At 33.4% G+C, this 20,778-nt stretch carries 21 protein-coding genes, 1 pseudogene and 2 riboswitches; of the genes and pseudogenes, 8 read left to right on the top strand and 14 right to left on the bottom strand.

What is annotated here, in order from left to right:
* Positions 1-133: 133 nt before the first annotated feature.
* The 4 genes from LIX58_RS05070 to LIX58_RS05055 all read right to left on the bottom strand — a co-directional run bounded on the left by LIX58_RS05070 (position 134) and on the right by LIX58_RS05055 (position 3,130).
* Positions 134-604: a thioesterase family protein gene (locus LIX58_RS05070; RefSeq protein WP_126564723.1), complete on the bottom strand. Its 471-nt coding sequence runs from the start codon at positions 602-604 to the stop codon at positions 134-136.
* Entirely contained in the window at positions 605-1,567 is a 963-nt protein-coding gene (locus tag LIX58_RS05065; protein WP_126564724.1) for a 3-hydroxyacyl-CoA dehydrogenase NAD-binding domain-containing protein, read from the bottom strand.
* Positions 1,567-2,454, bottom strand: coding sequence for a 3-keto-5-aminohexanoate cleavage protein (locus LIX58_RS05060; RefSeq protein ID WP_168210229.1), 888 nt, complete (start codon positions 2,452-2,454; stop codon positions 1,567-1,569). Before LIX58_RS05060 ends, LIX58_RS05065 begins: the two co-directional genes overlap by 1 nt.
* Before the next feature lie 133 nt (positions 2,455-2,587).
* A complete protein-coding gene (locus LIX58_RS05055; protein WP_126564725.1) occupies positions 2,588-3,130 on the bottom strand; it encodes a TetR/AcrR family transcriptional regulator in 543 nt (180 codons plus the stop codon).
* Between the two features lie 196 nt (positions 3,131-3,326).
* Between LIX58_RS05055 and LIX58_RS05050 the strand changes: the two genes are divergently transcribed.
* Entirely contained in the window at positions 3,327-3,896 is a 570-nt protein-coding gene (locus LIX58_RS05050) for an LPXTG cell wall anchor domain-containing protein (protein ID WP_126564726.1), read from the top strand.
* A gap of 60 nt (positions 3,897-3,956) precedes the next feature.
* On the opposite strand, the gene LIX58_RS05045 is transcribed toward LIX58_RS05050, so the two are convergent.
* The 4 genes from LIX58_RS05045 to LIX58_RS05030 all read right to left on the bottom strand — a co-directional run bounded on the left by LIX58_RS05045 (position 3,957) and on the right by LIX58_RS05030 (position 6,911).
* Positions 3,957-4,370 (bottom strand): carboxymuconolactone decarboxylase family protein, encoded by a 414-nt coding sequence (locus tag LIX58_RS05045; RefSeq protein ID WP_126564727.1) that lies wholly within the window; start codon positions 4,368-4,370, stop codon positions 3,957-3,959.
* Positions 4,371-4,384: 14 nt separating this feature from the next.
* The gene (locus tag LIX58_RS05040) at positions 4,385-5,581 is read right to left on the bottom strand and encodes a 3M3SH-releasing C-S lyase (RefSeq protein WP_154837011.1); all 1,197 of its coding nucleotides are present in this window, start codon (positions 5,579-5,581) and stop codon (positions 4,385-4,387) included.
* 145 nt (positions 5,582-5,726) lie between these two features.
* A complete protein-coding gene (locus LIX58_RS05035) occupies positions 5,727-6,239 on the bottom strand; it encodes a DUF308 domain-containing protein (protein WP_154837009.1) in 513 nt (170 codons plus the stop codon).
* Between the two features lie 99 nt (positions 6,240-6,338).
* On the bottom strand, positions 6,339-6,911 hold the full coding sequence (locus tag LIX58_RS05030) for an ECF transporter S component (RefSeq protein WP_126564730.1): 573 nt from the start codon (positions 6,909-6,911) through the stop codon (positions 6,339-6,341).
* Between the two features lie 101 nt (positions 6,912-7,012).
* Positions 7,013-7,111, bottom strand: a riboswitch (TPP riboswitch).
* 99 nt (positions 7,112-7,210) lie between these two features.
* A riboswitch (TPP riboswitch) is annotated at positions 7,211-7,310 on the top strand.
* Between the two features lie 70 nt (positions 7,311-7,380).
* On the opposite strand from LIX58_RS05030, the gene LIX58_RS05025 reads away from it, so the two are divergent.
* The 4 genes from LIX58_RS05025 (at position 7,381) to LIX58_RS05010 (ending at position 11,454) form a co-directional block, all read left to right on the top strand.
* Positions 7,381-8,448 (top strand): long-chain fatty acid--CoA ligase, encoded by a 1,068-nt coding sequence (locus LIX58_RS05025; protein WP_226386137.1) that lies wholly within the window; start codon positions 7,381-7,383, stop codon positions 8,446-8,448.
* A gap of 10 nt (positions 8,449-8,458) precedes the next feature.
* Complete coding sequence (locus LIX58_RS05020) at positions 8,459-9,892, top strand: acyl-CoA reductase (protein WP_126564732.1); 1,434 nt, start codon at positions 8,459-8,461, stop codon at positions 9,890-9,892.
* Between the two features lie 20 nt (positions 9,893-9,912).
* On the top strand, positions 9,913-10,680 hold the full coding sequence (locus tag LIX58_RS05015) for an SDR family oxidoreductase (RefSeq protein WP_126564733.1): 768 nt from the start codon (positions 9,913-9,915) through the stop codon (positions 10,678-10,680).
* An 87-nt stretch (positions 10,681-10,767) separates the two neighbouring features.
* Positions 10,768-11,454 carry a type 1 glutamine amidotransferase domain-containing protein gene (locus LIX58_RS05010; protein WP_126564734.1) on the top strand — a complete coding sequence of 229 codons (687 nt, stop codon included), beginning with the start codon at positions 10,768-10,770 and terminating at the stop codon, positions 11,452-11,454.
* 199 nt (positions 11,455-11,653) lie between these two features.
* Here the strand turns inward: LIX58_RS05010 and LIX58_RS05005 are convergent, their stop codons facing one another.
* The 5 genes and pseudogenes from LIX58_RS05005 to LIX58_RS04985 all read right to left on the bottom strand — a co-directional run bounded on the left by LIX58_RS05005 (position 11,654) and on the right by LIX58_RS04985 (position 18,303).
* On the bottom strand, positions 11,654-12,511 hold the full coding sequence (locus LIX58_RS05005) for an ABC transporter substrate-binding protein (RefSeq protein WP_126564735.1): 858 nt from the start codon (positions 12,509-12,511) through the stop codon (positions 11,654-11,656).
* Between the two features lie 158 nt (positions 12,512-12,669).
* A complete protein-coding gene (locus LIX58_RS05000; RefSeq protein WP_154837007.1) occupies positions 12,670-13,653 on the bottom strand; it encodes a DUF418 domain-containing protein in 984 nt (327 codons plus the stop codon).
* 111 nt (positions 13,654-13,764) lie between these two features.
* Positions 13,765-14,844, bottom strand: coding sequence for an amidohydrolase family protein (locus LIX58_RS04995; RefSeq protein ID WP_126564737.1), 1,080 nt, complete (start codon positions 14,842-14,844; stop codon positions 13,765-13,767).
* A 120-nt stretch (positions 14,845-14,964) separates the two neighbouring features.
* Positions 14,965-16,038 carry an NAD(P)-dependent alcohol dehydrogenase gene (locus LIX58_RS04990; RefSeq protein ID WP_126564738.1) on the bottom strand — a complete coding sequence of 358 codons (1,074 nt, stop codon included), beginning with the start codon at positions 16,036-16,038 and terminating at the stop codon, positions 14,965-14,967.
* Positions 16,039-16,204: 166 nt separating this feature from the next.
* A pseudogene (locus LIX58_RS04985) lies at positions 16,205-18,303 on the bottom strand (peptidase domain-containing ABC transporter).
* 317 nt (positions 18,304-18,620) lie between these two features.
* On the opposite strand from LIX58_RS04985, the gene LIX58_RS04980 reads away from it, so the two are divergent.
* From LIX58_RS04980 to LIX58_RS04970, 3 genes are all read left to right on the top strand, one after another.
* On the top strand, positions 18,621-18,755 hold the full coding sequence (locus tag LIX58_RS04980) for a bacteriocin (RefSeq protein WP_126564740.1): 135 nt from the start codon (positions 18,621-18,623) through the stop codon (positions 18,753-18,755).
* A 61-nt stretch (positions 18,756-18,816) separates the two neighbouring features.
* Positions 18,817-18,966 carry a hypothetical protein gene (locus tag LIX58_RS04975; protein WP_168210228.1) on the top strand — a complete coding sequence of 50 codons (150 nt, stop codon included), beginning with the start codon at positions 18,817-18,819 and terminating at the stop codon, positions 18,964-18,966.
* A 55-nt stretch (positions 18,967-19,021) separates the two neighbouring features.
* Positions 19,022-19,177 carry a bacteriocin-type signal sequence gene (locus LIX58_RS04970; RefSeq protein ID WP_126564741.1) on the top strand — a complete coding sequence of 52 codons (156 nt, stop codon included), beginning with the start codon at positions 19,022-19,024 and terminating at the stop codon, positions 19,175-19,177.
* Positions 19,178-19,319: 142 nt separating this feature from the next.
* Here the strand turns inward: LIX58_RS04970 and LIX58_RS04965 are convergent, their stop codons facing one another.
* Entirely contained in the window at positions 19,320-20,702 is a 1,383-nt protein-coding gene (locus LIX58_RS04965; RefSeq protein ID WP_126564742.1) for an NAD-dependent succinate-semialdehyde dehydrogenase, read from the bottom strand.
* Positions 20,703-20,778 lie beyond the last annotated feature (76 nt).

The raw sequence follows: 20,778 nt of genomic DNA, 5'->3' as shown, positions 1-20,778 counted from the left end.
TTTAAGATTGATAATGACCTAAAAAATGAGGACTTAATGTGGATGTTATACAAAGCGCACTAAGTAACAACAAGGCACAATAAGTCCTTCATATCGGGTGCTTCAACTTTTAATGCATGTCGTAGTCTTTCAACTACTTACGCTTAATTTGAATCTGGTGTCCTAACTGTTTAGGTGTTGTCTCTAATTCATGTGTTTCGAAATAGCGATGAATATGCTCAGCGATATGAGATGGGAAAGCATCAGGTTTACCTCTTTCAGTATTGATGCCCATTAACATCACTTCATATGTTGCGCATAGTTCGTCTTGTCCATCTCTTAACTCCATAAATGTGTGTAATCGTTTGCTGTCGTAATCGTAGAGATAAACATTGACTGTAATATCCTCATGCTCTTTCATTTCTTTTAAAAATGTGACATGGTTCTCTAACGTGAAGACAGTATAATTTAATGTCTCAATAGCTTCTAAATCAAGACCAAGATGTGCTAGCCAATCATCCGTAGCTTGGCTAAACACACGATTATATTCAGCATCATTCATATGGCCGTTATGATCGACCCACTCTGTCTTTACTTTTGAATGAAAAGCGTAGCGATTTGTCATTTAAAACACCGCCTGGTTAGATTTTTTCATCGCTGCTGTATCTTCTGGCCAATATTCTTCAGCTAATTTTTTAACTTTAATTAAGAATTCATTTCGTTTTTGGTCTAATTCTGACATTGTATAACCTTGTGATGATGCTTCACTACCGCTAACTACTTTTTCATATAAATCATCTGTAAGCTCTGGTGCGACTAATTTAGTCCATGGTTTCTTCAATGCTGGACCAAATTGTTTTAACATGTGACGCATACCGCCTTCACCACCAGCTAAGTGGAAGGTCATGAACGGACCATATTGCGCATAACGTAAGCCGGCAGCATGTGTAAATGCTTTGTCGACTTCTTCTGTAGTTGCAATACCATCATTGACGATATGCAATGCTTCACGCCAAAGTGCCTCCATAAGACGGTCAGCAATGTGTCCTTCAACTTCGTGTCTTACATGTAAAACATCCATGCCAATATCTTCATATATCTTCTCAGCTTTGATGATTGTTTCTTCTGAAGTTTGTTCGCCGCCTACAATTTCAACTAACGGTAAAATATAGACTGGATGGAATGGATGCGCTACAACAAGTCGTTCTGGATGTGATAAATTCTGTTGTAGTTCTGTAGGCATAATGCCAGAAGTACTTGAGCCAATTGTGGCATCCGCTTTAGCGTAGAAATCAATTTCTTTTAATACTGCGTCTTTAATTTCTTCTACTTCTGGAACATTTTCTTGAATATGATCTGCTTCTTTAACCGCTTCTTCTAAGTTTGGCGTGAAAGTCAGATTATCAAGTGAGGCATTCTCTGCTAAGCCCATTTCTTCGGCATATGGCCAATTTTGTTTAACTTGCGCTAGCATTCTTTCATACGCGCCTTCACTTGGATCTGTAGCGATGACTTCATGGCCATGAGCTAACATTCTAGTTATCCAGCCACTACCAATGACGCCTGTTCCTACAACTGCGAACTTCATTATTGGCCTCCTTTTGGATCTCTTAAATTAAATTTCTCTCTTGCTTCTGCTGGTGTTAATGGTTCGATATCTAATTCAGCTAATATTTTTTTAGCTTCTTCTACAAGTGCTTCGTTTGTTGCTTTAACACCTTTAGAAATATAAATATTGTCTTCTAAACCAACGCGAATATTACCACCGCGTTTTGCAACTTCTTTTACTGTTGGTAATTGCATTTTTCCAATCCCAAATGCTGACCAATGCGCATTCTCTGGAATACGTGATACTAAATAATCAATTGTTTCTGGGTCGTTCTCTGCGCCCCAAGGTATACCTAAACAGAATTGGAACATTGGGTCGCCGTCAATTAATCCTTCATTGATTAATTGCTTCGCAAAGCTGACATGACCTGTATCGAAACATTCTAATTCAGGTTTTACGCCTGCATCTTTGACCATTTGTGCTTGTTCTCTAAGCCATGCAGCTGGACTTATATAAATTGAATCTCCCATGTTTGCGCTACCACAATCTAATGTGCACATTTCTGGAAGTGAATCTTTAACTGGACGATGGCGTTCTTCAGGAGTTTGAATCCAAGTACCTTCACCGCCTGTTTCTGGGTGTTCTTTACTTGGCATGAAGTCTCCGCCACCGCCTGATGTAACGTTAATGATAATATCTTCATCTGCTTCTCTTATTAATCTTACTGTTTCTGCATAAAGTTCTGGATCATGACTGACAGCCCCTGTCTTAGGGTCTCTTACGTGAATATGAGCTACTGTTGCTCCTGCTTTCGCACATTTTATAGCTGAGTCAGCTATTTCTTGTGGTGTAACTGGTACATTTTCATTTTTTTCAATTGTATCTCCTGCGCCTGTAATCGCTGCTGTTAATACAACTTTTTGCATCGTTATCACCTCGGTTGATTTATTTATTACGTTAGTTACTATACCAACTGGTCGGTAAAGTTTCAACAGTCTGTCACATAAAAAGAGCCGAGTAATGTGCTATACACTACTCGGCTCTAAGGCTATAGGAATTTTAATTTTTTTCTTTGATATATTCTTTTAAGCGATTAAGTACTTCTTCACGCATATCTTCATCAATGGCACTAATCCCAAATATTTCTGATAACCATAAGCCATCCACAGCTAAGCGAATAATTGTGGCATCCGCTTTATCTAAGCCATCTTGTTCGATATGTTGTTGCCAATCTTGATAAGACTCTCTTAAAGGTACAAGTAAATTTCTATTAGAGCCTTGAGCAGCTAACATTCCAGACGTGATAGGCGCATTTTCTGTTCGGTGTTCTCGTGTCGCTTCAATAAATGCATTTAGCCATTGACCTTTTATCTCTTGATCTTGATTGATATGTTGATTGACATTATATTTATATAATTCATTAGCATAATTCACTAATTCTTGTATTAAACCATCTTTAGACTTAAAGTGGTATAATAAACCACCTTTACTAACGCCGGCTTTCTTAGCCACGGCATCTAATGTTAAATAATCTGCGCCTTGCTCATTAACAATTGACGCGGCACATTCTAATAAATATTGTTTTTTTGAAGTTCTTGCCAATTTTCCACCAACTTCCTAAATACGCTATATTACTTTGATGTATTTATAGTTATCCAACCATTTTTATATTAAACCTTTTTTAGAAAATGTAGAACAACTAATTTTTATTAAATTACTTTTAAACTAGACATAAAGCGTCTAACCCCATTTTTTATAATAGAGTCATATTCATAATATATAAAGGGGTTTTTTATTGATGAAAAAAGTAGGTATTTTAGCAACTAGTGCTTTTGCAGGAACAGGCTTTGAAGGAAATCAAGCTCACGCTTCAGAATATAGTGATAGTAGTGTGACATTGGCTACTCCACAGGAATGGCAAAAAACACATGATGCTTTATTACAAGCACGCTTAAAAGGCGGAGCTGGAGAAGGCGGTGGCTTTGGTAGTGTTAGTAGTTACCAAAGTTCTTATGCAGAATATGTTAACTATTTAGTAAAATTAAAAGAAGAGTACCCTGATACTTATCCTACTCCAGTTATTCCAACTGAAGGAAAAGCATTTTTAAACACACAATCTACATCAGAGTCTAATAATCAACAAGCAAATGCTAATATTGCTTCTAATGCTCAATCATCACAAGATAACTCAACTATAACTTCTCAAACTTCTCAAGATGCTAACCATTCATCTAACGAAACTACATCAACTAAAGCTTTACCAGAAACAGGTAAAACTTCAAACAGTGGATTAGTAACAACTATCGCGGCTGTATTATTGGCAACAGGTTCATTCTTAGTATTCCGTAGAAAATCTACTACAAAGTAATGAATATAATAAAACCCCCAGGCTCATTTAGAGTGCTGGGGGTCTAATTTTTAGTTATTGTTATTCAATTGGTTCCAAATTCATGATTGCGCCAAAGTTTTGTTGGGCATTAGTAAACGTAATAAATGCTACAAGTTCTACGATTTCTTGGTCTGTTAATCCTTCTTTAAGCACTTCAATAATATTGTTTGGAATTTGATCACCCATTTTAATAAATACCTCGGTAAAGCCAATGCAAATAGAAGATTTTTCATCTTTTAAACTGCCGGTAGGTTGACCTTTTGCTTTACAGTATTTACATCCATTTTTCTGCGCCAACATTCTTCGTATTTCTTCTTTCAATTCTTTACTTAAAGCGCCATCGTTCTCTAATAAATCACTAAGTTGTGTCCATGAAGTCATTAATTCAGGCTGGTGACCTAATAATTTTTGAAATGGTGTACTTCCATTATTTGATGGTTGAATGATTGTCATAATTTCTCCTCTATTTATACTAATGCGTTTTTTATTTTTTGTAGACCTTTTTTCATAATTTCTCGTGGAATGGCAATGTTTATTCTGACGTGACCTTCTGCATTATGAACAAATTGTTCTTCACCTTCAATAATGACACCTGCATGCTTAATAAAATATTTAGCTATAGGTTCGTCGATTTTTTTCTTATCAATGTAATAACTTAAGTCTACCCATGCTAGGTAAGTTGCTTCTGGTATTTTAAATTTTGCATGTGGAAGTTCATTTTCCAAGAATTCTGCTAAATATTTAAAATTGTCATCTAAATAATGATTCATTGCTTCCAACCAGTCTTCGCCCTTTTCATAAGCAGCTTGTGTTGCAACGATGCTCAAAGGATTCTCCGTACTAAAGTGACGTAACTTCCATGTCTTTAGTAATCTTTTATTAGGAATGATAATGTTTGAGAACATAAGACCTGCGATGTTGAACGCTTTACTTTGAGACATTGTGGTAATAATCTTATCGTAATCTGGCACAGCCCTAGCAAATGGAATGTGCGTTTGACCAGCGCGTTTAATATCACAGTGAATCTCATCTGAAATGACCCACACATCATTGTCTTGCATAATTTTTCCTAATTGTTGTAACTCATCTTCTGACCATACTCTACCTGTTGGGTTATGTGGATTAGCAAAGATACACAGTTTTATATTTTCTGTTTCTACTTTTTTACAGACATCTTCATAGTCGATTTCATAATATCCATTGTTATTAATAAGTGGTAAATAAACAGGCAACACATTATTTTTGTCGCATGCCATTTTGAATGGCCCATAACTTGGCGTAAGGATTAAGGCTTTGTCATCCTCGTCGCAAATATAATTTACTAATTCTATGAGGCCAGCCACAATGCCGTGAGAGAAGACGAGTTGTTCTTGAGGAAAAGTATAACCAAAACGTCGTTCAGTCCACGAAACGAAAGCTTCATAATACTCTGAGCCAAAAATATTAGTATAGCCTAGAATTTTTTTATCTAATCTATCACGTATAGCATCTAAAACTACCTCTGGTGTGGCAAAGTCCATATCTGCAACCCACATGCGAATCAATTCATCATTATCTGCTATATCTGAAACGTCAGCATCTCCAAATAAATAACCTTTGTAACCTTCCACATTCATAGCATTGGTATAGCGACGCTCTATAACTTCATCAAAATTGTAATTCAAAGTATCCCCTCCTGAAATTTATTTTCTTAATTATCATTTTAATACTTATTATTTTTAAATTCACTTTTTTAAAAAAGAGCATTATAGCCACCTATTTAAAAAAGCTATTTCCCCAAATACTGAGAAAATAGCTTTTTAGACTCTACTAAGCTAGGCCATCAATAACATAAGTGACGCCTAGTACTGCGAATGTGAAGGCAATCATTAATGATACGAAGATCATACCCATCATTGGATTAAATAGTAAGAGAATTCCTAAAATAAGACCTAGTATATTGACAATAATAGATAAAAATCGTAAGCGATTTTGATGAGAGATTGTAAATAAACCAATAGTTGAACTTACAATAAACCATGCTGCGAACATGAAGACGAAGAATTCAGAACTTGCGCCTACGTTAAACTTTACTAATAACCCAAAAATGATATCGATAATACCAATAATAATGATTAAACCTGTACCGCCTCCAGCTAACGCTTTCGTCGCGCGTCTGAATAACAGTTGGATGATACCGTTAATAAAAATAAATAAACCGATTAACCAAGTTAATGTATAAAAGTTCTTTACAGGATAGCTAAATATAATAATTGCTACTATAAGGAGCAACGTTCCCATAATCAAACTTGACCATTTCAATTTGCCGTTGTTTTGTGACAATATAATAACTCCTTCCAACTAACAAAAACAATAACTTAAGTATAGTCAAGTTATAACTTGGTAACAATAAATAATACTTAAATATTAAAGTGATATATTTTATAATGCATCAATATCATCTTTAGTGGAACTTCGGTATAGATTCGTCACCCCTGTTTTTTCTAGTGCTTTTACAATATAATATCCAAATGCACCTGACAAAAATGTTCCACTTAGAATTCTAATCGTGTACAGCAAAATTATATTCCAAGTTGCTAACTCTCCCAAATAATTGAATAACCAATCAACTGGTATAGTAAATATTCCAGCAGTTGCACCAGCTAACATAGCCACTGCTAGTTTAGTAGATTTATATTTAAAAATTAAAAATATAATTTCACATGCCAAGCCTTGAGCTAAACTATGTAATAATATAGACATATTGATATCACCTGATAAAATTGTCTCCCCAGCTCCTGCAGCTAATTCTGCTAATAAAGCTACACCAGGTTTGCGAATTATTAGAAATGCTACAACCGCAGCGATAAACCAAAGTCCATAGGCTATTTGATCTAAGTGTAGTCCTAAAGGCTTTAACGCTGCCACAGTTAATCCTACACCTTTATAAATTAATCCAAAAATAAAACTAATTAAAACAGTAACTAATATGTCTGCCAGACTTAACTTTTTCAACGTTTTCTTACTCCTTTACACAATTGTGCAGAGAATAGTACATAAAAAAACACAAACTTATCTAACTAGATAGTTTGCGCATATAAAAAAGTATATATTTTTATTATTGATATATACTTCCCTACGCTAGTGCTAACTAGTTCAGGTTCGAAGGGTTTGGATTGCTCCATCTCAGTTTAAAAACACCCCTAGTACTTATATCTGCCTTAATTTAAATATAGTTTTCTTTTATTTTTTTGTCAAAAATTAGTTTTGATATTTAATTCACATTTCAATATAATATTAATAAGACTAAAATTATATATCACTATGGGTGCTATTTGCTGAGAGAAGTTGATAACTTCAACCATTGAACCTGATATGGCTAAAACCAACGTAGGAAAGTGATTTTAGATAGATAATATCCACTAAAGCAGGGAGCACTATAATTGTGTCTCTCTGTTTTTATATTATAAAGGAGTAGATATAAATGACCTTTGATCAAATCAAACAGTATATTTATCAATTTATTGAATATGGAAGCTCAAATGATTTCCCTACAGTTGCTTTAAAGCTATTTGAGTTTCAATATAATGAAAACCATGACTATCAAAAATTTTGCTTATCTCAAGGTAAAACGCCTCAGACAGTTAACGATTGGAAAGATATTCCAGCTGTACCAATTAATGCTTTCAAACATGCAACATTTAGTGCTATACCACCTAAAGAAGCTCAATTTGTCTATATGACTAGTGGTACTACTAGCGGAATTAAAGGTAAGAATTACCATAAAGATTTAGATGTTTATGATTTAGCTATGACTTCCTTTTTCAAAAAAATGTTCCTTTCAGATTGTAGTAAAATTGAAATGTCTATATTATTCCCTACTCCTCAAGAATTACCGAATTCTTCATTAGCTCATTACCTTGAAGTTGCAAAGTCAACATTTGGAACGGTAAATAGTGCTACTTATATAGATAAAAATGGAATTCAATATTCTGAACTCATTAAAGCTTTAAGACAATCTGAAGCACATAAAACTCCGTTTGCTTTACTAGGAGCGAGTTACAGCATTGTTCACTTAATAGAATATCTAGAAGAGCATAATTTAGCTTTTAAATTACCTGTAGGTAGCCGAGTATTAGATACTGGAGGTTACAAAAATCGCTCAAAAGAGCTACCTCAACAAGAATTTTACGATAAAGTATCAAATCTATTTAATATTCCAAAAGATATGTGTATTAATATGTATGGCGTCACTGAGTTAAGTACTCAATTTTATGACAAAGGAAATGAAACCTCTCCATCAATTAAATTCGCACCTCATTGGTGTCGAAGTCGTGTGGTTAACCCTATGACCATGGAAGATGTTGCTTATAATGAAAAAGGTATTTTAATCCATTATGATTTAGCAAACTATAATTCTGTTGCAACAATAATGATGGAAGATGTTGGAGAGCCTACTCAAGAAGGGTTTATTTTACATGGAAGAACTGAAGGAGCATTAGCAAAAGGTTGCTCATTAGCTGTTGAAGAATTTTTAAATTCTAAAAATTAAGGAGATACATATGAAGCTAAAAGTAGGACATGTTCCTTTTATAGACAGTCACGAATTAAGCTATAAAGAAATCAAATTTCAGAATTATACTGCTTTAGTACCTGATTTGACTAAAGCTCAATTAGAATTCGTTTGTTCTAAAATAAAAGAAAATAGAATAAATTTACAAAATTATTCAACTACTAAAATTATTAATTTAATTGATACAGCTATTCATATTTTTTTAGATTCACAGTCTAAATGGCGAAAAAGTATTGATGAAATAATACCTCAAATTACTGGCTATAGTTCAGAAATTCTTAAAGTAGGATTTACTAAATACTTAACTACTTTCAGAAAATATGAACTTCAGCAGTTCATATCAGAAGATTTTTATAATCCTAATATTTTAGAGCAATTTGTTCCTAATCATAAAGGGGGATTCTCAAAGGCCATTGCGCCAGATATTATCACTCACATATGGTCCGGTAATGTTCCAGGCCTTCCTTTATGGAGTCTAATCAGCAGCTTAATAGTTAAGTCTGGAAGTATTTGTAAGTTACCTAAGTCTGAGCCTTTTATTGCTAGCTGGTTTGTTCAACTTTTAACTGAAATCGACCCAATTATTGGAAATAGTATAGCAATTATTTATTGGCCTGGAGGCAATACTGAACTAGAAGATATTGCCATCAATCATTCAGATATCATAATGGGATATGGAAATAATGAGATTTTAAATAAAATTTCTAAACGTATTCCTATTACTAAAAAGTTTCTTAGTTATGGCGAAAAAGTAGGTTTAGCTATAGTAAGCCCCGAAGCTTTAAAATCTAATAAAGTTCAAAAGAACGCTAAAAACTTAGCTTTAGAAATAATGCGATACGATCAACAAGGATGCTATTCTCCACAAATGATATTTGTACAAAAGAGTGCTCAAATTAGTCCTAAAAATTTTGCTCAAATGGTGAGTAGCGCCCTACAACAATTAGAGAAACAATATCCTTTACGTCCACTCTCTTTAGAAGAGAGTATAGAACGTGCTCAAAGAATTAAAGAAATTGAGACACAATCAATTTTTGAGGACAATTTAAAATTATACAAAAATCAAAAATCCTCATGGGTAGTAGTTTATCAAGAAAATCACCTCTTTTACCCTACCCCTTTAAATCGTTTTATTCGAATCATGCCATTTAATTGCATAAATGAATTAGTACAATTAATAACTCCTTATAGAAAATACATACAAACTATAGGGATAGCAGGTTCTAAAGAAACAGTATTTGATTGGTGTGAAAAGCTATCTTGTACTGGAGTCAGTCGTTTTACTAGTCTTAAATCAATGACTCTACCTGAAGAAGGATGGCATCACGATGGCGGTTTTAATCTAAAAGATTTAGTTTCTTATGTAGATATTGAACAAGATTTATTAAGTGACAGTGAAAACTATGTAGAATATGAAATTTAGTGAATGAAGGATTGAATTTAATGAATCATTTTCAAAATAAAGTTATTTTAATTACTGGTGGAAGTAGAGGCATTGGTCGTGCAATTTCGTTAGCATTCGCAAAAGAAAAAGCAACAGTCATAATTAATTACAAAACAAATAATAGTGCTGCAAGCCAGACAGTTCAGGAGTGCAAAAATCTTGGAGCTAATGTCGAAGTTATAAAAACTGACATTAGTAACAAAGATGAAGTTCAAGATATGGTTGAATGCATAATTAAAAAGTATGGTAAAATTTCTTGTTTAGTTAATAACGCATTTGCTCCATTCAAATTTGATGCTGAAAATCGCCTAATGGCAGATGAAGTTTCTTGGGAGGAATATGATTCACAATTTCAAGGTGCTATTAAATACGCTCATAATACTATTCAATGTTGTCTGCCTTATCTTAAAGAAGAAGTTGATAGCTCGATTATTAATGTTACAAGTAATTTAACTAAGCGCCCTATTATTCCATATCATCAATATAATGTTGCTAAATCAGCATTAGAAAGTTTTACTAAAAATCTAGCAATGGACCTAGGCAGATATAACATTCGAGTCAATTGTATAGCCCCTGGTTTAGTTTATCCAACTAATGGAACACATCATACGAAAGAAAGGCTAAAAGAAGATATAATAACTCAAACTCCCTTAGGAAGAATCGCCACTCCAGAAGATATTGCAGGTCCGACTCTATTTTTAGCATCACCATGGAGCCAGTTTATGACTGGACAAGTTTTATACGTTGATGGCGGTTTTACCATTTAATTTAATTTTATAATCACACATAACTCCAGTTTTTTAAGTTTTTAAATAGGGTAGATAGAAAAATATAAAAAATTAGGAGGCTAATTTATGAGTACAAAAAGAGCGTTAGTTGTAGTTACAAGTGTTTCGAAATATCCAGATATGAATCGTCCAACTGGTTTATGGTTTGGCGAAGTGGTACATTTCGCAGATGTACTATATAAAAATGGATATAAAGTACATTATATTAGTCCTGAAGGGGGCTACACAGCAATTGACCCACAAAGTTTACAAGAAGATATGATGACAGATTTAGACTGGAAATATTATCAAGATAAAGATTTCATGACACGTCTTGGTCATACTGTGACACCAGACGCAGTTAAAGCTGAAAATTACGATATTATTTATTATGCTGGTGGACATGGTACGATTTGGGACTTTAAAGATAATGAAGATTTACAAAAATTAACACAAGAAATTTATGAAAGTAATGGTATTGTTTCTTCTGTTTGCCATGGCGCTATCGGCTTACTAAACGTTAAAGACAGCGAAGGACGCAATATTATTGATGGCAAAACAGTCACAGGTTTCTCTAATAGTGAAGAACAAGAAGTTGGCTTAGCTGATAAAGTGCCTTATTTAACTGAAGATGAACTTAAAAACCGTGGTGCCAATTACGAACAAGGTGACAATTGGACTGAATTTGCAGTAGCAGATGGTCGTATTATTACAGGTCAAAACCCACAATCTGGTAAAGCTGTAGCTGAAAAATTCTTAGAATCGCAAAAATAATATTTAAGACTGCCAGCATAGTCAAAATATAAATATATGCCTACTTAAAATGAATGTTTCTTTTATTTTAAGTAGGCATTTTTGCTATTTATTTTCTATAATCTAATTACTTTTCAATAAAAAAGGTAGCTAAAGCTTCACTATTGCGAAGCTCCGCTACCCTTTTTATTATTATACAATTTATATTGTTTCAAACATTTTATTCTTCAACTTTTGTAATATCTTCTAATATTAATTCTGAAGCGATTAAGCCACGATATTTAGCCCAACGTTCACGGTTAACTTCGTGTACGCGATTGTTTTTAACCGCTTCTACTTGTTTCCAAGCATCAGATTCTTTAAGATTGTCATAATCTGTTTGATTGTCATTGTCTACCATGATAAAGATACGTTCTGGGTTAAAGCTTGAAAGTTTATCTGTTTCAACTTTTAAGTAGTCAGCACCCATGTAATCTGGCAATTGATTTTCATCATTTTCAGAAATAGAACTATTAAAGCCAACTTTATTTAAGAATTGACCTACATAAGAATCAGATGCATGTACATATAAGCCTTCTTTAGTTGGTACTGCTGCGATTGTTGTTTTATCTTTATCGATTGTTACATCTTTACTTAAATCTTCAACTTTAGAATTGTGTTGTTCTACAACTTCACGACCTTTGTCGTCTTCTGATGCAATTTCAGCAATTTGTTTGAACACTTCAACACTTTCTTCATAATTTGCGTCAAAGCTTTCTAATAATACTGTTGGCGCAATTTGGTTTAATTGATCGAAGATTTTTTCGTGTCTATTTTTATCCGCTAAGATGATTTGAGGTTCTGCTTTTTTAATAGCTTCAGTGTCTGGTTCTAAACGTGTACCTACTGAAGTATAGTTACCAATTGAATCTTTAATTGATGAATCTAAATTATTTGCGTCATTGTCGTCTGCGATACCAGTTACGTTAATATTTAATTTCGCTAATGCTTCTACAAATGAATATTCTAAAGCGACTGCTGATTCGATTGTATCTGGAACTTTTACTGTAACGCCATTTGTTTGAATTTCTTTAGTCATAATTAAAAATCCCTCCGATTGAGAATACTTATCATTTCTCTTACATTATTTATTATTTACGTTATGGATATTTTTAAACATGATTTATACATAAAAATAATTTTTCGCAATAAAAAACGGTTAACTTACAAGCGTTAACCGTTATATAGCTTTCATTATTATTTCAAATTCTTTGGTACATTTTTATATGTCCATTTACGCCACAACATTTCTAATGGACCTTGGCGATGGTGTGCTAGCCACCAATATGTTAATAGAGTGAACACTACTAGAATAGGTATGCCAATATAAATCGCTTGTAATGGCGTAGGATGTGGATAAGGGAATACAAAAGATAAGAATAAATCTAAGACAATCATTTGAACTAAGAAGTTAGTAAATGCTGTTTTTCCTAATTTTTCAAAAGGTGTCATAACACGTTGAACACTTTCTCTATCAGTAATAAATAGTAGAAGAATAAAGTAAATTATACTTTGGAAAGGCGTTACCATATCTTTAACACTATACCAAGCAAAATGTGCGTTTATCTGTTTTAGTGCCAAAGCGCCTATAATGATAATACTACTTATAGCCAACGTACTTATAAAGAACTTCTTGTACGCTTTAAATCTATAAATGATACCACTTTGTGATAAATATAAGCCAAAAGCCATTACCCCTAAAAACATAATATCAACGTGATTACTTTGAGGTAACCATATTATTATCGCTATATATGCTACAAGGAGTATTATTGAGACCCATAATGTATAGCGTGCTTTAGGTAGTAAAAATAAAAACATCAGAATAAAACCATATATAGCATATTCCGCGTATGGCAATATTAAGATTAATCCTGGAACGCCTACTACAAATAAGAAGATGAGACGGCGAAACATTAATTTAATGGGGGATAAATCTTTTTTACGTGCATTATTCATGAATATGCCCATGCCGATACCAAACAATAATGTAAATAGCGTAATAAAACGCATGTCTATAAACATCGCAAAGAATTGTTTAATAAAGTGATCTATTTGTGTGAAATGGGGTCGTTTCTCTCCTTCCACAATAGGCATAATTTCTCTTACATTGGCAAAGAGAACAATTGCAATCGCAAGTCCTCGAATAATATCTAACCCGATAATACGTTTTTGATTCATAAAAATAACCTCCTTACCTTTTATGGTAGGAGGTTAGAGATCTAGGCGCATTTATCTAATCTTACATTTGAAAGCCGCTTCTTTCACTTTTGAAAGTTATACTTTTTAAGTTTACTTAAATAAATGCATTGTATTTTGGCTAAAGATGTCTTTCTTTTCATTCTCACTAAAAGCATTAGTAGATTCAATATCTTGAATCATTTTAGCTATCCAATGATTAGGGGCATAGTGGGCATCAGATCCAAAGACGATATGTGGAGTAGTCGTTACTTCTTTTAAACTTGAAAAGGTCGATGAACCAGTAGATAAGCCTATATCATAGTAAAAATGACTCATATATTCAGAAGCCGTCTTCGTTAATGTCTTACTTGGTTGCAACCCATTACGGTACAAATTGAACATTTTCGCATATCTGACAGGATGCTTGATAACTTCTTTGACAATTTCAGTTTTACCATTATTCATGAATGATTTAAGTCTCTTTTTAGGATCTTGAATAATATATTTTTGAGTTTCTAAGGTATTATGAACACGCCACTGGATATAAGGTAATGTTCCTCCTGCATGTGCAAGTATAAATTTAATATTAGGATAACGTTCTAACGTCCCACTAAATATTAAATTTGTTGCTGCGCGTGTGGTGTTAAATGTAAATTCTTGAATAAAATCTGCCACGACGTATTGCGGTGGTTTGAAGTCAGCTGAATTAGAACTTGGATGAATAAATACCTTCGCATGACGTTCATTTAACGTTGCCATCACCTTTTCAAAAGCATCATTGCCTAAAAATTCTGTTCCATAATTAGAGAATAACCCAACACCATCTAATCCTAAGACATCAAGCGCGTATTCAATTTCTTTAATTGTTTCTTTTACATAAGGCATTGGCACTAAAGCGAAACTTTTAAACCTATCGGGATAGTCTTTCTTTAACTGTGCTTGGTATTCATTCACTTGACGCGCTACCTTAGCTGCTTTCTTCTTTTTAAATGGTATGGTCGCTGGTTCAGAAATTGACGTGTAACCTACATCAATATTTAATTCATCCATCATATTAATACTATCTTGAGGCTCCCACTTCCTAATCGGAAAGCCACCAGCCGTTGTTACGCCTATTGATTTTAATGCATCTCTATACACTTTCGGAATAATATGGTGATGAATATCTATAATTTGACGCTCATTTCCCATAAATTTAACCCTCTTCCGTCTTTTATATTCAAAAAATCGGGCAATGTCGTGATACTCATTTGCCCGATTTTAATTAACCCTATTATAACTTTCTTACTTTACTTATTAAATTGTCATAAATTATTTATCTAAAAAGCCGTTTGGATAAACCATCACTTTCAAGGCGTCACCTTTACTAGTACGTGTTAATTCCATCGCTTGTTTAGTATCATCAAGCTCGAATTGATGTGTGAATAATGAATCAATGTCTGCATCTGTTGTGCTTAAAATTTGAATACCTTGTGGGTACGTATTCGCATATCTAAATACACCGACAATGTTAATTTCATGATTTGCGATAAATGGCACGTTAATTTCGTTCATGTCTTCTTGAGGTAAACCAACGATTGCTAATGTACCGCCATCTTTTAATGAATCTAACGCGTTTCTTAAAGCGATTGGGTTACCTGCAGTTTCAATCGCATAGTTAACGCCTTTACCATCAGTTAATTCATTAATACGTTCTAATACGTCTTCATTTTTAATGTTAATTGCTGTCGTTGCGCCTAGACGTTTTGCAGCTTCTAAACGATTGTCTTCTAAGTCTGAAACGATGATGTTTGTAGCGCCATATGCTTTCGCAGCTACGACTGCCATTAAGCCTACAGGACCCATTCCCATAATTACTACTGTTGAACCTGGTTTAATATCGGCACGTTTACATGCTTGTAAACCTACTGAGAATGGTTCAACTAACGTTGCTTGTTCATATGTAACTGAGTCAGGTAGATGATAAATGAAATCTGCTGGATGACTTACATATTCACAGAATGCGCCATCGTATGGTGGTGTCGCCATAAATTCCATATGTGGACATAAGTTATATTTACCTGATTTACAGTATTCACATTCACGACAAGGTTCACCTGGTTCGATAGCTACACGATCGCCTACTTTAAAGTCTGTTACTTCATCCCCAACTTGAGCGACCATACCTGCACATTCGTGACCTAAAACGATTGGTTTTTCAACTACGAATTCCCCTACACGGCCATGCGCATAATAATGAACGTCTGAACCACAAACGCCTACTGCCATCATTTTGATTAAGACATCTTTAGGTCCGATTGACGGTATGTCTCTTTCAATAATTTCAATATCATAAGGTTCATGCATTAATGCAACTTTCATTTTTTCTGGAATTGATTCACTCATTTTAAACATCCTCCTAAGTTTATGTATCTCTCCTTTATTTTTCCATTGAAAATGGTTTGTGTAAACGATTTCACAAATATTTTGATAGTAATTTTAAACAAAAATAATTAAATCACAACATTTTTTGGGTAATAAAAATATACTAATCTTTAAAATAATGATTATCTTAATCTCTACCTGCCATTTGTAGCTGCCATAAGTGATAATACTCTCCTTTTAGTTGTATTAATTCTTCATGTGTCCCACTTTCTTTAACCTCTCCATCCTTAAGTGCATATATTCTATCAGCGTTTTTGATTGTGCTCAATTTATGAGAGATGATAACCACTGTCTTCCCTTTCATAGTTAGTTCATCTATATTTGAAATAATTTTATGTTCTGTTAAGCTATCTAACGCACTGGTAGCCTCGTCAAAAATATTAATATCTGAATTTTTTAAAAAATTACGTGCTAAGGATAGACGTTGTGCTTGACCACCTGATAAATTAGCTCCCTCTTTTTCTAACATAGTATTAAAATGATCAGGCAGTTTTTGTATGAATGATTGTGCTTCTGCTAAACGACACGCTTCAAACATTTCCTTATCAGTTTTAAATTTATTACTGCCATACAATAAATTATTTTTTATTGTATCTGCGAATAGAAATGTAGATTGAGATACGTAACCAATGTGTTCACGTAAGTTAGCGAGGCTGATAGAATGTAGAGGTTGGTTATCTATCGTTATTGACCTTCAAAATCCTTATAGTATCCATTTAATAATTTTCCAATAGTAGATTTACCACTTCCACTTTCCCCTACAATAGCTACCTTCTCTCCTTTAGAAATATTTATATTAATATTTTTTAACACTTGACTTCTAAAACCATATTGAAAGCTAACATTTTTCATACTAATATGATTTTCAAAATGAAATTCTTTTTTTGAGGAATTAAGCATTTGTTCTGTTTCTAAATCTGTTATTTCAGCAATTCGTCTTGCTGATACAAAGGAAGATTGCAATGATGGTTGAATATTGATTAAACGTTCAATTGGATCTAAATAATAAATAGTCAATGCATTAAATGCTAGTAAACTACCTAGAGTCATTTGATTATTCATAACTAAATAACTTCCAATCCATAAAATAATAAGACTAATCGTTAACTTTAAAAAGTTATTAATAGTTAACTGTGTATTAGAAAACCTTCCCAGTTTAAGCAAATTTTCAATTAATAATTTAAATTTTGTCGTTCCTTGATTAAAACGTTCATCTTCTGCTTGATAACTTTTAATCGTTGCATTGCCATCAAAAGACTCTAATAAATATGAACTTAAGTCTGCGTTATATTCTGCTACTTTTTGATTATATTTTTCAAAAGGTTTTCGTAAAACATAGCTACAAATAATAAATACAGGAATAAAGATAACAGTTATTAATAGTAACAATGGACTCTGCATATATAATAAAATAGCGCCAATAATAATCATTAATGTATCGACAAGCAATGTTACCGTTGAAGAAGATAGCGCTTCGCGTATTTTAGAGGTATCCATAAATCTTTGAAGAATTTCTCCTGATTTACGTGTATCATAAAAGTTCATCGGTAAATGAAGCACGTGATAAAAATAATCCTTCATTAAGTTAAGGTCTATTTTCAAGCTTAAACGTAAAATCAATTGATATCTAAAATAATTTATTAAAGCATTAACCATATATAACATTAAAATTCCTAAACTAACTAAATGTAAATGTTTCAAGATGTTAGATGGGATTATATCATCTGTTAACAGTTTAAAATACATCGCCCCTAAAATTCCGATGACATTAATAAATATGGACATTAATGCTACTAAAAGAAGTTTGCTATAATTCTTCTTGAAAATATCAACGAAAATTTTGAGATACGATGGTGATTCATCTTCTTTTGTAAATGTAGCCATCTTTTCGGTTAGTACTACAACATTAGTCCACATATATTGAAACTCTTGAGAAGACAATTTATATTTTCCTTTAGCTGGATCAACAATATGAAGGGTATCCTTTTTAATATGTTCGATTATTATAAAATGATCATAACCTTGATGATTAACGATGTGAGCTATAATCGGTAACTCTACCGTATGCAAATCATTAAACGATTCAGCTTGAACTCCCGTTAATTTAATACCTATTTGTTCTCCAGCTTTGACTAATCCATATAGATTTGTTCCTAATTTATCTGTTTTAGCGTATTCTCTAAGCCTTGGTATTGAAACACGTTTGCCATAATACTGAGAAATCATTGCTAAACAAGCAGGTCCGCAATCTTTTTCATCATATTGGTGAATATATTTAACTCCCATAATCTTAATTCCTCTCATTCAAGATGAACAATATCTTTTTAATATCTATCTTTATCGTACCTACTATTTTTTAACATTCATTTAATTCATTATTTGGATAATGTTAAAAAATAATTTATATTTAATTACTTAATGTAGAACAAATTCAGTAAAAAATAATTTTTAAAGGCTTAAATCTGACTTTTCTTCGAGTTAACTACTTATTTACATTCTCACGTTACAATGCAGTTGAAAGTTGATAAAGGAGGTGTAACAAAATGAAAGAATTAAACAACGCTGAATTAGAACGCATTAATGGTGGTGCATGTGCTCCAGATGGTGAAGATTCATTCATGTGTGATGTTGGTCAAAAAGCACATGAAATTTGGGATTCAGTAAGAGGTAATAACTAAATTTAATTTTAAAAAATATGACACTTTATTTTCATTATTACTAAAATGGAGGGCGCTTATATTGAAAACATTAGATATTGAAAAATTAAAAGATATTAACGGCGGTGGCATTATTAACATTGGCGCCGATGTGAGAGAATTAGGTCAAATGGGAAATAACGCTTGGAAAGATATTAAATCAGGTTGGCAAGGTAATCACGAAGAAGGCTAAACTAGTTTTAATTTAATCTTTAATTATATTTTCTAAAAACTGGAGGACTTTTCATATGAAAAAGTTAAATAACTCTGAACTTAAAGTAATCAATGGTGGCAAAGATTCTTTCATTGATATTAGTGGAGATATAAGAGAAATAGGCCAAATGATTAACAATGGCTGGAAAGATGTTAAAGACGGTTGGAATGGCAACCACGAAGAAGGATAAAAATAAAATATGAACGGATGAAACAAAATGAAAAAACTTAATATAGATATGATTAAGGCTTATAGTTTAATTGAGATTAATCTATAAGCCTTTACTTTACATAATTATATGAACTTTTTAAGTATAGTTTAAATTCATAAAACTACATATTGCCAATTGATAAATATTTCGTTTCTAAGTAAGGTTCAATACCTTCTGTACCACCTTCACGGCCATATCCACTTTCTTTCATACCGCCAAATGGTGCATGTGCCGCTGATGGACCACCATCATTCCAACCGATAACGCCATAATCAAGTGAATTATATAAGTGGAAACCTGTGCGATAATCGTTTGTAAAGAAGTAAGCAGCTAAGCCAAATTGCGTATCATTCGCCATTTGAATCGCATCTTCTAAGTCAGAGTACGTCGCGATAGGTACAATCGGACCAAACGTTTCTTCTTGCATTGCTAACATGTCTTGGTTCGCATTTGACACGACAACAGGTTTCAAGAAGTTACCGCCTAGTTCTTGGGCGTCTTCTAATGTACGAGATAATTTCGCCCCTTTAGATTCTGCATCTTTCAATTGATTAACTACTTTTTCTACGCCGTCCTTATTGATAAGTGGGCCAATTGTAACACCTTCATCCATACCGTTACCCACTTTTAAATCATGAACTTTTTGCGTTAATTGATCTACAAATTCTTTTTCAACCGCTTCATGTACATACACACGGTTTGCGCAAATACATGTTTGACCTGCATTACGGAATTTAGACGCAATGGTTTGATCTACGGCATAGTCAATATCTGCATCTTCGTGAACGATTAATGGTGCTAGTCCGCCTAGTTCCATTGTTACATTTTCAACAGATTCAGCAGCTTGTGCAATCAGTTTCTTACCGACATCAGTTGACCCAGTAAATGTGACTTTCTGCATGATTGGATGTTTCGTGAAAAGGTCTCCCGCATCTTTACCTGACATAATGACATATTGCACAGCGTCTTCTGGGATACCCGCTTCGTGTGCAAGTTCAATTAAACGAATGGTAGTTAATGGCGTTTGTGTAGCTGGTTTACATACAATCGTACAACCTGCAGCTAACGCTGGCGCAATCTTACGTGTAATCATCGCAGCAGGGAAATTCCATGGTGTAATCGCGCCTACTACACCCACTGGAAATTTCTTTACAATGATATTTTTATCAGGTGTATTGGCAGGAATCGTACGTCCATAAATACGTTTCGCTTCTTCAGCATACCAAGAGACATATGAATTAGCATAATCTACTTCACCTTGAGCTTCTTTTAAAGGTTTACCGCCTTCTTTAGTAATCAATTCTGCTAATTCATCTTTATGTTCATCAATAAGTGAGAACCATTGATATAATTTATCAGCACGTTCATATGCGTCTACTTCTCTCCAAGATTTAAAAGCCTCATGTGCCTTCTCAATTTGTTGCTTCGCTGTCGCTTCATCTGTGTAGTCCAACGTTTCGATTACTTCATTTGTTGCCGGATTTAATACTTCTAATGATGCCACTATGATCCACCCCTTTTAAAGTTTGAGAGTTATTGATACAAGTATATACCCGTACAAATAGATAATCTATCAAACC

Source organism: Staphylococcus sp. Marseille-Q1834 (assembly GCF_916858875.1).
In the GTDB taxonomy this organism is placed as follows: Bacteria; Bacillota; Bacilli; order Staphylococcales; family Staphylococcaceae; genus Staphylococcus; species Staphylococcus pragensis.
This window is presented reverse-complemented; position numbering and strand designations above follow the sequence as displayed.